A 12,725-nucleotide genomic window follows, 5' to 3' on the forward strand; every position below is an offset into this window, starting at 1 on the left:
ACATGTCGGTCATCGAGTTGTCGGACGTGTCCCGCGCGTTCACCGTGCGGTCGCGCGAGGGTTTCCGGCGGACGAAACGCGAGGTCCGCGCGGTCGACGGACTGTCGTTCACCGTCGAGCCGGGCGAGGTCGTCGGCTACATCGGCCCGAACGGCGCCGGGAAGTCGACGACGATCAAGATGCTCACCGGCATCCTCGTCCCCAGCGGCGGGACGATCCGCGTCGCGGGCGTCGACCCGTCCCGCAACCGCGTCCAGCTGGCCAAACGCATCGGCGTCGTCTTCGGCCAGCGCACCACCTTGTGGTGGGACCTCCCGCTCAAGGACTCCTTCGCCGTCCTGCAGAAGATGTACGGCGTCCCACCCGCCCGGCACCGCGCCAACCTGGCCACCTTCGTCGAACTCCTCGACCTCGGCGACCTCCTCGACGTCCCCGTCCGCCAGCTCTCCCTCGGCCAGCGGATGCGCGGCGACATCGCCGCCGCTCTCCTGCACGACCCCGACATCGTCTACCTCGACGAACCCACCATCGGCCTCGACGTGATCAGCAAAGCCCGCCTCCGCGAGTTCCTCGCCCAGATCAACGCCGACCGCAAGACCACCGTCATCCTCACCACCCACGACCTCGACGACATCGAAGCCCTCTGCACCCGAGTCATGGTCATCGACCACGGCCGCCAGATCTTCGACGGCACCCTCCCCACCCTCCGAGCCAGCCAACAAGCCCCAAGAACCCTCGTAGTAGACCTGGCCACCTCCCTACCACCCCTACAAGTCCCCGGCGCCACCGTCACCAAAGTCACCGGCCCCCGCCAACACCTGACCTTCCCACCCACCACCAGCGCAGCCCCCCTCGTAGCCCACATAGCAGCCACCTACCCCCTCGTCGACCTGACAGTCGCCGAACCCACCATCGAATCCATCATCACCCAGCTCTACACCCCACCCGAAGCTGACTAACCCCGATACCCAGCCGCCATCGACAGCACATCGGCCGGCTCGAGAGGGTTGGGGTCGGCGCGCCACTCGCGGAGTGGTTCTTCGTCGTCGGACTCGTCGAGAGTGCCGAGGCCGTCGGCGATCAGCCGGCGGGCCTCGCTGGGGCCGATCTCCTCGTAGGAGAGGTAGCGGTCGATGTAGTAGTCGTTGCGCAGGGCATTGTGATCGTGGAACTTGCCGGTGTTGGCGACGTAGGCGTACATCGTCTCGTGGGCCAATGCAGCCACCCAGACCAGCCGGTCGTCTTCTTTCACGAGGAACAATCTCATCGCGCTACTCCGTCGTTGTTCTGGTGGGCTGCCGTCCGGGGGCCTGCTCGGTCCGGCTGTTTGGCTCGGCCGCGGGCTTCGCTGACCAGCGCCTTCTGCGAGTCACTGTAGTTCGCGACGTGGACACGGCAGCCGCCCAAGGAGGTCAGCTGATCGATCCCGGCCGGGGCCTGGAGGGTGTCGGACGCTCGCATGCACTTCTCGCGGGCAGCCGACCGTTCTGAGGCGGTTGCGGTGGCGCTGCGCTCGATCTCGTACCACGGCGTCGTCATGTCTTTCACCTTCATCGAAGCAGCCGAGTGGAACTGGACTTCGACGCGTAGCCCCTCTGGTACTTCGAGGTGGCAGTGGATGCCCTTGTACCGCGAGCCATCGGTGTACGAGTGCACTGCGCCACGCACGCGCCACCCGCGGTCCACGAGTTGCTGGACGGTGTGTGAGGTGGCTGCCACGAGTTCATCGGGAGCTTGCACCAGGACGGTGTATCGGATGACGTCGTCCACGGGGCGGGTGATGCCGGTCCGCTGCCAGTTCTGCAGCTTTCGGGCGAGCGATTCCGGGGACTTCACGCGGTGGTCGAGGTGATGCGCGGTGCCTCCGGGTGGGAGCGACGCGAGCAGGTCGGCCGTTCGCGCCGGCTCGACGGCAGCTGCGGCTTCGAGCATGCGGAGGCTTGTCTCGGTTGCCCGGCGGCCGTGCCGGGCGGCGATCTCGGCCGCCGATCGGGCCTGGCCCCAGTCGAGGGGGTGGGTGGTGGCGAAGGCGGTGTGGAGGGTGGCTGGGTCGCGTGGCATTTCGGTCCCCCTGGGTGTTGGTAGTTCGACGGTAGGGGGTTTTTGGGGGGGTGTGGGGTGGGTTTGGGGATCTGTGGATAAGTCGGGGTTGTTACGAAGGGGTGGGTGGGGGTGACTTGGGGGTGGTGGGGTCGTTGGAGACGGGGAGGGGTCAGTGGAGTTGAGTCAGGGGTAGGCGGCGGATGATGGTGCTTGGTGTGGGTCGGCGGTGGGTGCCGGCGGTGGTGGCTGGGTGCGTGGCGGTGTTGGGGGCTGGGGTTTTGGTGGTGTTGCCGGAGCCGGGTGGGGTGGTGGCGGGGGCTGCGCCGGCGCCGGCGCCGGTGGCGGTGACGGGGGTGGCGGAGTCGGTTGCTGGGGGCAAGGGGCGGGGTAATGAGGGGTTGCTGGTTCGGGACGGGGTGCGGGTTCGGGTCAGTGGGCAGGTGATTGCGGCGCCGGGGGTGGCGCCGGTGTTCTGTCCGGCGCGGCCGGTGCCGGCGATCGCGCCGGCCAAGGAGGCGGCGCCGGGGTGTCCGGCTGGGTTGCGGGTGGAGCTCAAAGGCGTCGACGTCGCGAAGCTGACCGATCTGCGAGCGGTGGACGGCGTCAAGTTCGGGCAGGCCGGGCTGGTGGGGGTGTGGCGGGCTGGGGCGATCGATGTCCGGGAGCAGACTGCGCCGGTGCCGGGGCCGGAGGTGCGGTTCCCGGCGTTGCCGTGTCCGGCGCCGAAGGGCGGGTGGACGCCGAAGCCGAGCAATCTGGACAGCCCGGCGGTGGCCGCGTTCCTGGACAAGCATCGGGACCAGGTGTTCGGGCCGGTGGTGCACTACCCGTACGGTCAGGCGCGGTCGAAGCCGGTCGTCGTGATGCTCGGTGTCGCGCACGGTGATCGGGACGCCGTTCGCCGACAGTTCGAGCAGGTGTTCAGCGGCAACCTGTGTGTCGCGCCGGCCAAACTCAGCGAGGCCGACGGTGTGCGGCTGGGGCAGCAGGTCGGCGACCTGATGAGCCGCCCCGAGCTGGGCATCTACGGCACCGGCACGGCTCCGGACGGTAGCGCGGCGAACGTCCAGCTGCTCGTGTACACCAAGGCCGTGAAGGAGGCGCTGACGCCGATCGGTCTCGACGTCCTGCGCGTCGAGCCGGCCGTCCGCCCAGTGGTCTAGGGCCCTTCGAGCAGGATCGAAGGGCCGGACGGACGTCGTCCCGCCGTGTCATCGTGGCCGCACTATCCACGACAGTGAGGCTGGTGCAGGATGTCGAGACCGCTGTCCGCGCTGGTGGTGGCCGCTTCGGTGGTGGTCTCGGCGTTCCTGCCGATCACCGGCGACGCCGCGCCCGTCCCGGCGAACCCTCAGCAACAGCAGGCCGACCCGCTCCCGGCCCGCCCGAACACCGTCCGCAACCCGATCCGCGAGAACGCCGCCGACCCCTGGATGGTCTTTGCCAACGGCAACTACCACCTGCTCTACACGCACGGTGACAAACTCGTCGGCGTCACCGCGCGCTCGGTAGCCGACCTCGCCGCCGCGCCCGAGCAGACCCTCTGGCAGCCCCAGCCCGGCGAGTCCTGCTGCAACCTCTGGGCGCCGGAGATCCACCAGCTCGACGGCAAGTGGTACCTGTACTACACCGCGGACGACGGCACCGACGCCAACCACCGGATGTTCGTCCTCGAAGCCGACGCTCCGATGGGCCCCTATGCGTTCAAGGCCAAGCTGGACACCGGCAACGAGCACTCGATCGACGGCAGCATCATGAAACTCCCCGACGGCCGCCTCTTCCACCTCTGGTCGAGCGGCCGCCCCGGCGGCCAGAACCTGTACCTCGCCCCGATGAGCAACCCGTGGACGATCAGCGGCCCGCCCGCCCTGCTCACCACCCCCGACCGGCCCTGGGAACAGAACCTCCGCCGGGTCACCGAAGGCCCGGTCTCGCTGATCCGCGACGGCAAGGTCTACATCTACTACTCGGCCAGCGCCTGCGAGTCACCCGGCTACTCCCTCGGCGTCCTCGAGCTCACCGGCTCCGACGTCCTCGACCAGGCGTCCTGGACGAAGTCCAGCGGCCCGGTCTTCAAGCGCAACGACGCCGGCTGGGCCTTCGGCACCGGTCATCACGGCTTCTTCACCTCGCCCGACGGCAAGGAGACCTGGATCGTCTACCACGGCGTGACCAGCTCGAACGGCGCGCCCGTCGGCAGCTGCAGCGCCGGCCGCACGGTCCGGATCGGCAAGGTCACGTACGACGCCGCCGGCAAGCCCCAGCTCGGCGTACCGAAGGCGTCCTGGCAGTCGGTCACCCTCCCGTCCGGTGACCCAGGCCCCGAAATCGTGGCCGCCGGCACCTACAAGCTTGCACCGCGCAACAACCCGGCCAACCTGCTCGAAGTCGCCTCCTGTTCGAACGCCGATGCCGCGAACGTCCAGGTCTGGACGGCGAACTCCGCCCCCTGTCAGCTCTGGAAGCTCAGCTACAACGGCGACGGCTCGTACAAGCTGCTCGCCAACCACAGCAGCAAGGCCCTCGACGTCGCCGGCTGCTCACCCGCGAACAACGCGGACGTGATCCAGTGGCCCTACTGGGGCGGCGACTGCCAAGAGTGGTATCTCGATGCCTTGGGCAACGGCTACTACAAGGTGACGTCGAAGGTCGGCGGCAAGACGCTGGACGTCGCCGGCTGCGCGACGGCCCCGGGTGCCGACGTCCGCGTCTGGCCGTACTGGCAGGGCGCCTGCCAGCAATGGAAGCTGGAGAAGGTCGGATGAAGCGCTGGGCAGCCCTCCTGGCCGCGGCCGGTCTCATCTTCGCCGGGCAGCAAGCGGCGCCGGCCGCGCCGCAACCACAGTTCCCGGACGTCAAGACGCGGGCGAAGGGCATCATCCCACCCGGCGGCGTCCTGAGCTCGAAGACCGGTGGCAACACCGTCGACGCCGAGCTGCGCGAGACCAGGCCACGGGCGGACGGTCGCTATCACTACGACTCGCCGAAGCTGATCCAGCGCCTCAAGGCGCTGAACGTGAACACCTACCTGTTCGGCATCTGGGAGTCGCCGACCGATTGGGACGATCTGCGCAGCGAGTTCGCGCCACTCGCCCGCGCCGCCGGGATCGACATCTGGCTCGACCTCGTCCCGCCGTCCGAATGCCAGGCCGACCGGCCGGAAGGCCCGTACCTGGAGGGCTACTGCTCCCGCCCCTTCAAACTCGACTTCGTCGCCTGGGCGCGGAACATCGCGACGCTCTCGCTGCAGTACCCGAACGTCAAGGCCTGGCAGATCGACGACTTCCTGATCGCCCAGAACAGCCGGTTGTTCACCGCCCAGTACCTCGCCCAGATCAAGGCCACCCAAGACGCTATCAACCCGAACCTGGGCTTCCTGACCACGATGTACCTCGGGGACTACACCGACGAACATCTCGACCGGATCGCGCCGTACATCGACGGCGTCCTGCTCCCTTATCTCGGCGGCGGGCAGAGCACCACCGACCCCCGCTACGTCACCGCGCAGCTGGACCAGCTGCTCGCCAAGCTCAACCCGCGCCGCCTCGACCTGATCCTGCTGCTGTACACCGATCGGTTCCTGGACGCCGCCCTGCCGCCCTCGCCGGAGTACGTCGCCGAGGCGCTCGCGCAAGCGATGCCGTACGCCGCCGACGGGCGGATCGGCGGGATCGTCGCGTACGGCGCTCCGGTCAACCACGACCGGCGTCCGACGGTTGCCTCGAACAACCTCGCGCAGACTGGTGACGGCCGGCTGAGTTTTGCCCAAGGCAACTATGTGACCGCCGCTGCAGGCGGTTTCAGCGAGGCCTACCAACAGATCACCGTCGACCCGGCCGCGCCGAGCCACAGTCTCCGCTTCGCCACCTACGACCAGGTCAGCCGGACGCCGGGGAAGTCGCAAAAACTCTTCAAGGAAGTGCTGATCGACGACCGGGTCGTCTGGCGCTCGGACATCGCCGACGAATTCGGCTTCACCTGGGCCCCGGCGTCCGTCGATCTCAGCACCGCGCTACGCGGGAAGACGACCGCGAAACTCGGCCTGCGGCTGTCGGTGCAGGGCCCGGCGAACTTCCCGTTCGATGTCGGCTTCGACAGCCTGGTCCCGACCGGGTTCACGATCGGCAACCACGGCTTCGAAGACGTCAACCCGGCGACCAGGGGCTGGCGGTTCACGCAGCAGAGCCCGACGGTCTACGGCGCGATCGAGAAGATCACGCCGCAGGTGGCCAAGGATGTGTACGACGTGATCGCGGCCGCGTTCGGCGGCCGGCCGCGGCCCGCCGTCCCGACGACGCCGTCCGGCCCGATCCCCGGCGACCTGCCGCGGACCGGTACGTCGTACCAGCCGGGCGGCCCGGGCACGATCCGGAACAGCGCGATGTACGGCAAGGGCCGGCTGAGCCTGTACGTCCCGGAGCGGACGCCGACCGTCGCCGGAACGTGCGTCTGGGCCGAGCAGCGGATGGCGGTCGACCCGAACGCGCCGCGCTATGAGATCTCCTGGTGGGACTACGACACCCTCTCCGCCGACCTCGCGGGGTACCACATGAAGCAGGTGACGATCGTGACGTCGAAGGGGAAGAAGCTGCTCAGCAACCTGGACGCCGCCGAGGCGCCGAAGCTGTGGATGAACGGCCAGGGGCTGTGGGGAGCGATCGACATCACTCAGTTCGCGCGCGGTGAGTCCTCGGTGCTGCTGCAGTTCGCGCTGTGCGAGAACCAAGGTGTCGGCGACTATCTGGTCGATGTCGGGTACGACGAGATCGAGGCCGTCGGCCTGACCGTGACGAACGGCGGATTCGAGCAGGGGGCGACCGGCTGGACCATCGTCAGCCCGCATCCGGGGATGAAGGCGCAGGTGCTGACGGCGAGCTGACCAGGTCGTCGGACCATTCGACCGACATCGTAAGGATATCGATTTCCCGGGCGGGCGGACGAGACTCTTTCGACAAGCCTCCAATCCGCCCTGAGGAGCCACACTGTGAAGCCCTTCCGCCTGCCCGGCGTGATCCTGCTGGCGCTCGCGCTCGCGGTGCCGACCGTCGCGACTGCTGATCCCGCCGCGGCCGCGGCGGTGGGGAAAGGGCCGGTCGGTTGGGAAAGCCTGCGGCAGTTGGACCGGCTGCCCTACCTGGCCTCCGGGACGAGCACCCGTCAGTACTCCGGCTTCGCGCGGGACGGGAGCAACAACGACGGGTTCGACGGCTCGTCCTCCTGCCTGCGGCAGGTCGCGGCCGGCTGTGTGATCGCCGAGGACACCGGTGCCGGACAGATCGACTCGATCTGGTTCACCCGGCTGCGTGACGGCGTGCCGGATGTGTCGGAGACCGGCACGATCACGGTCACGCTGGACGGGACGACGGTGCTCAACCGGTCGCTGAAGGACGTGACCGATGGGAAGGTCGGCGCGCCGTTCGTGCACCCGCTGGTGGCGAACGCGAGTCAGGCCGCCGGCGGGTTCCAGATCAAGGTGCCGATGCCGTACCGGCAGTCGATGCAGGTCGTCGTCCAGCGCAACCCGTTCTTCTACCACGTGAACTTCCGGCATTTCCCGGACGCCGAAGGGGTGACGACGTTCAACCCTGCCGACCAGGCTCAAGACGTGTTGACGACGCTCCGCGCGGCCGGAACGCGGGACCCGAAGCCCGCGGTGAGTGGCGCGACGACGAATGGGCAGACGCGTCCGATCGGCGCCGGTCAGGAGGTCGCCTTCGGCTCCCTGCAGGGGCCCGGTGCGATCAGCGCGCTGCGGTTGCGATTCGTCGGGGTGACGCCGTCGGACGCCGTCCTCGCGGGACTGCGGTTGCGGATGTCGTTCGACGGCCGGACGACGGTCGATTCGCCGATCGGGGAGTTCTTCGGCACCGGCCTCGGCGCGTATCCGGTGAAGTCGCTGATGTTCGCGGCCGATCCCGCGCCCGGCGGCTGGTTCACCACCTGGTGGCCGATGCCGTACCGGAGCTCGGCCGCGGTATCGCTCGTCAACGCGAGCGGGGCGCCTGTCGGGGACGTCGAAATCCAGCTCACGAGTGCACCGGACACAAAGTGGAGCACTGCTCTCGCGCCGGGCGGCCCGGCGGCGTACTTCACTGCGGAGTCGCACCGCGGCAAGACGACGTTCGGCGACGACTGGATGGTCGCGGACCAGCAGGGCCGCGGGAAGCTGGTCGGCGTCGTCCAGACGATGGAGGGCGTCAACCGCGGTTACCTCGAAGGCGACGAGCGGGTCCACCTCGACAACGCGCTGTCGCCGCAGCAGCACGGCACCGGGACGGAAGACTTCTACGAAGCCGGCTGGTACTTCGCCGGCGGCCCGTACAGCGTCGCGTTCACTGGTAACACCGCTCACGAGGTCCGCCGGGCCGGCTGCGCGCAGGAGTGCGACGCGGTCTACCGGCTGCTGGTGACGGAGGCGATCTCGTACGACGCATCGCTGCGCTTCGGTATCGAGCACGGCATGCAGAACGACTGGTTCGCCGACTACGGTTCGACCGCGTTCCTCTACACCCAGCCCACGCTCAGCACCCGCGAGACCGACGCCGTCGACCTCGGCGACCCGGCGTCGCGCTCCGCGCATCAGTACGCCGACGGTGGGGCCGAGAGTACGCTGCAGAGCGTCGCCGAAGGCGATCTCGACTCACTGCCGCTGACCGACCGGGTCCGCTCCGGCCAGGGCCCCATCAGTTTCCGGCTCACAGTCGACGCCGGGAACGCCGGTGTGCTGCTCCGGCGGATCGCCGACCAGGCCAAGCCCTATCAAGAGGCCGCAGTCGCCGTGGACGGTGTTCCGGTCGGTACCTGGCGGCAGCCGCTCGGCAACCCGAAGATGCGCTGGCTGTCCGACGAGTTCCCGCTCCCCGCGGCCTCGACGTCCGGCAAGAGCTCGATCCAGGTCACGATCACTCCGACCGCCGGTGCCCCGGCCTGGACGGCGGCGCACTACGTTGCCGCGAGCATCGTCACCCCCTACACCCCGACGGCCGCCCCAGCCGCCCCGACCGGGCTCATCGCGACCTCCCGCGACCACTCGCTGCTGTTGAACTGGACTCCGGTGCCCGGGGCAACGGCGTACCGGATCTACTCGGCGACCACCGCCGACGTGCCGCTGACGCCGGCCAACCTGGTCGGGACGTCACCGATGCAAGCCTTCCTGCACAAGGCGCTCAAAGGCGGGCAGCAGCGGTTCTACAACGTGGTCGCAGTCGATGCCGCTGGCAACGTCAGTACGGCGGGCTCGGCGACCGGGACGCCGAAGATCGCAACGGTCTCGGACGTCGATGCCGACGGCAAGGACGATGTGGTGACCTTCACCCGCGGCGACCAGGCCGACGTGTTCGTCGCGAAGTCGACCGGATCGGCCTTCGACGGGACCGAGAAGCTGTGGCACGGCTCCTTCGCCGTCGGCGCCGAGATCCCGGCGACCGGTGACTTCAACGGCGACGGCCGCGACGACATCGTCACGTTCACTCGCGGCGCCGCGCAGGACGTCTGGGTCGCGTTGTCGAACGGCGTCAACGGCTACCTGCCCGCGACCAAGTGGCACGACCACTTCGCGCTGGACGGCGAGGTCCCGATGGTCGGCGACTTCAACGGCGACGGCCGGGACGACATCGTGACGTTCAATCGCACGGCCAACGACGTCTACGTCTCGCTGTCCGACGGCAGCCGGTTCGTCGAGGACAGCTGGCAGTGGCACGCGGACTTCGGTCTGCCGGGCGAGCTGCTCGACGTCGGTGACTTCGACGGTGACGGCCGCGACGACATCGTCACGTTCACCCGCGGTACGTCGGCCAGCGTGTTCGTCGCGTTGTCGGACGGGAAGTCCTTCCTGGGGACGGCGTGGAAGTGGCACGGCCGTTTCGCGGGCGGGACCGAGACACCCGACGTCGGTGACTACAACGGCGACGGCCGCGACGATATCGCGACCTTCACCGGCGGTGACCAGGCCGAGGTCTACGTCTCGCTCTCGACCGGGACCGGCTTCACCGGGGATGGTGACGACTGGCACAACGGCTTCGCTCCGAACGCCGAGGTGCCCGGCTCGGGTGACTTCGACGGCGACGGCCGGTCCGACATCGTCACCTTCACCCGCGGTCCGGCAGCCGATGTCTTCGTGGCCCTCTCCAACGGCCGCGACTTCGTCCCGAACCCGCAGGCGCTGCGCTGGCACGACTGGTTCGCCGCCAACAGTGAGTGGCCGGCCCCCTCGACGCTCCGGCCGTGAACCGGCTCAGTCCGTGGTGAAGCGGCTGTGGTCGTGGAAGAACTCGACCAGGAACCGCGCGGTGGCGGCGGGCTGCTCGATGGCGGGGGAGTGGGCCGCGTCCGGCACCATCTGCGGTTCGATGCCGAGGCGCTCGGCCACGTCGTTCTGAACCGTGATCGGCCAGCCGTCGTCGCTCTCGCCGTACAGGACCTGCAGGCGGACGCCGGCCTTGGCCAGCCGATCGGTCTGGTCCTCGGCGTCGGTCAGCCGGCGGGTGATCTCGGCCAGGCCGGTCGGGGTGTTGCTGGTGAAGCGCTTGCGCAGGAACGCGGCGATCTCGTCCGGCGGGGCGACATACCCAGGGTTCTTGACGTCGTGCTCCAGCTTCAGGTCGTAGACCTGCTCGATCGGCAGGTTGTCCAGGCCGAACGAGAGCATCTGCAGCGACTGCAGCGTCGACTTGTTGGTGAACGCGGCCGGGCCCGAGCAGAGCAGCGTGAGCGTCGAGAACACCGACGGATCGGTCAGCACGGCCTCCCGGGCGACGAGCCCGCCGAACGAGTGGCCGACCAGCTGGCTGTAGCCGCCGAGCGCCGTACTCATGGCCACCAGGTCCGCGCCCAGCTCGGCCAGTGTGTACGCCGAAGCGTCGGCCGGGCCGGGGGTCTCGTACTGCCCGCGCTGGTCGACGGCGACCGTCCGCCAGCCGTAGCGGGCGAGGTGGTCGACCAGCGGGGTGAAGTCCTCTTTGCTGCCGGTCCAGCCCGGGACGAGCAGGACGGTGCCCAGCGGCGTACCGATGTCCGGTGTCGCCATCAGGGTCGCGAAGGACCCGCGGTCGGTCTCCAGCGTCGCTGGGTGGACCCCGTCCGGCAGCGTCAGCGTGCGTGGCGTACTCACAAGTAAAGAGAGTAGCCGTTCAGTCGGTGCGGACCAGTTTGGCTGTTGCGACGGCGAGTACGGCGAGGACCGCGATGCTCATCACGATGGCCAGCTGGACGCCGTTGGTGTAGGCGTCGCGAGCGCTGGTCAGCAGCTCTTGGGCGGCCGGTGCGGCCAGGTGATCGGCTGCGGCGATCGCTCCGCTGATGGTGTCGCGTGCGGACTCCGGCGTACCGGCTGGGACGGTGACGGCGGCCCGGTAGACCGCTGTGACCAGACTGCCGCCGATAGCGATGCCTAACGCCATACCGAGCTCGGTGCCGGTTTCACCCATGCCGGACGCGACACCGGCCCGCTCCGGCGGCGCACTGCTGACAATGACGTCGTACGTGAGCGCCAGTACGACCTGGATGCCGAGGCTGACCACTGCAAGCCCGATGACGGTCGGGAGGCGTCCGGCGGCGCCCATCAGGATCAGGCCGGGAATGGCGGTGGCCAGGCCCAGCGTCATCGCAGTGCCGGCGCGGAGGTGCCGGACGACCCAGGGTGCAGCCAGAGTCCCGACGATGCCGGTGACCATCATGGGGAGCATCCAGAGGCCCGCCTCCAGTGGGGACATGTTCAGGACGAGCTGGAAGTACTGCACGGTCAGGAACTGGAGTGCGGCCAGCACGTACAAGCCGAAGGTCTGCGCGCCGAGAGAGGCGCTGAACGCGGACCGGCGGAACAGGTGCAGGTCGACCAGCGGCTCCGGGAGGCGGAGCTGACGGCGTGCGAACACCCAGCCGAGGAACAGGCCGCCCAGAGCGATCGCGAGCGTGGTCAGGCTCGCCGCGCCCTTCGCGGTCTCCTTGATCGCGTACACGACCGCGACGATGGCGGCGATCGAGAGCCCGACACTGGGCAGGTCGATCCGGCCCGCCGCGGTGTTGCGGAACTCGGGCAGCAGCAGCGGCGCGGCGATCAGCAGCAGGACCAGCGGCGGGACGCCGAGCAGGAACACCGACCCCCACCAGAAGTGGTCGAGCAGCACGCCGCCCACCAACGGCCCAGCCATCCCGCCGATCATGAAGTTCGTCATCCAGATCGCGATCGCCAGCCGGCGCTGGTCGGGGTCCTGGAACAGGTTGCTCAACAGCGACAGCGTCGACGGCATCAGCGTCGCCCCCGCCAGCCCCAGCGCCGCCCGGGCCGCGATCAACAGCTCCGGCGACGTCGCGAACGCCGCCACCACACTCGCGACCAAGAACCCGGCCGCCCCGATCATCAGCAACCGCCGCCGCCCGATCCGGTCCCCGACGGTGCCCATCGTCACCAGCAATCCGGCCACGACGAACCCGTACACGTCGACGATCCACAACAACTGCGACGAGCTCGGCGCGAGATCCGCGCTCAACGCGGGCGCCGCCAGGTGCAGCACGGTGGCATCGAGCCCGAGCAGCATCGTCGGCAGCGCCAGCACCGCCAACCCCAACCACTCCCGCCGCCCCGCGCGGCGCGGTTGCGCAGCGGCAACCTCGGGTTCTGGGCAGTTCGGGGCGGTGGGGTCGACGCATTCGGCTGGCGAGGTCATGGAGAAGAGCCTGATAGT

9 protein-coding genes are annotated in these 12,725 nt (G+C 69.0%); 5 read left to right on the top strand and 4 right to left on the bottom strand.

Annotated elements, in window-relative coordinates; translation table 11 throughout:
* Positions 1-2: 2 nt before the first annotated feature.
* Positions 3-959, top strand: coding sequence for an ABC transporter ATP-binding protein (locus HPO96_RS23895; RefSeq protein ID WP_171676180.1), 957 nt, complete (start codon positions 3-5; stop codon positions 957-959).
* Here HPO96_RS23895 and HPO96_RS23900 read toward each other — a convergent pair.
* Together HPO96_RS23900 and HPO96_RS23905 are read right to left on the bottom strand one after the other, a co-directional pair.
* Positions 956-1,267 (bottom strand): hypothetical protein, encoded by a 312-nt coding sequence (locus HPO96_RS23900; RefSeq protein WP_171676182.1) that lies wholly within the window; start codon positions 1,265-1,267, stop codon positions 956-958. The two genes, HPO96_RS23895 and HPO96_RS23900, sit on opposite strands and share 4 nt — an antisense overlap.
* Positions 1,264-2,061 (bottom strand): RelA/SpoT domain-containing protein, encoded by a 798-nt coding sequence (locus tag HPO96_RS23905; protein WP_171676184.1) that lies wholly within the window; start codon positions 2,059-2,061, stop codon positions 1,264-1,266. Before HPO96_RS23905 ends, HPO96_RS23900 begins: the two co-directional genes overlap by 4 nt.
* A 197-nt stretch (positions 2,062-2,258) precedes the next feature.
* On the opposite strand from HPO96_RS23905, the gene HPO96_RS23910 reads away from it, so the two are divergent.
* From HPO96_RS23910 to HPO96_RS23925, 4 genes are all read left to right on the top strand, one after another.
* On the top strand, positions 2,259-3,206 hold the full coding sequence (locus HPO96_RS23910; RefSeq protein ID WP_171676186.1) for a hypothetical protein: 948 nt from the start codon (positions 2,259-2,261) through the stop codon (positions 3,204-3,206).
* A gap of 90 nt (positions 3,207-3,296) precedes the next feature.
* On the top strand, positions 3,297-4,808 hold the full coding sequence (locus HPO96_RS23915) for a family 43 glycosylhydrolase (protein ID WP_171676188.1): 1,512 nt from the start codon (positions 3,297-3,299) through the stop codon (positions 4,806-4,808).
* A complete protein-coding gene (locus HPO96_RS23920; RefSeq protein WP_171676190.1) occupies positions 4,805-6,922 on the top strand; it encodes a hypothetical protein in 2,118 nt (705 codons plus the stop codon). The genes HPO96_RS23915 and HPO96_RS23920 overlap by 4 nt, the downstream gene beginning before the upstream one ends.
* A 105-nt stretch (positions 6,923-7,027) precedes the next feature.
* Entirely contained in the window at positions 7,028-10,270 is a 3,243-nt protein-coding gene (locus tag HPO96_RS23925; protein WP_171676192.1) for a DUF2961 domain-containing protein, read from the top strand.
* 6 nt (positions 10,271-10,276) lie between these two features.
* Here the strand turns inward: HPO96_RS23925 and HPO96_RS23930 are convergent, their stop codons facing one another.
* Positions 10,277-11,152 carry an alpha/beta fold hydrolase gene (locus tag HPO96_RS23930; RefSeq protein ID WP_171676194.1) on the bottom strand — a complete coding sequence of 292 codons (876 nt, stop codon included), beginning with the start codon at positions 11,150-11,152 and terminating at the stop codon, positions 10,277-10,279.
* A gap of 19 nt (positions 11,153-11,171) precedes the next feature.
* The gene (locus HPO96_RS23935; protein ID WP_171676196.1) at positions 11,172-12,707 is read right to left on the bottom strand and encodes an MFS transporter; all 1,536 of its coding nucleotides are present in this window, start codon (positions 12,705-12,707) and stop codon (positions 11,172-11,174) included.
* Positions 12,708-12,725 lie beyond the last annotated feature (18 nt).

Origin of the sequence: Kribbella sandramycini (assembly GCF_013131805.1) — a bacterium.
Classification (GTDB): Bacteria; Actinomycetota; Actinomycetes; order Propionibacteriales; family Kribbellaceae; genus Kribbella; species Kribbella sandramycini.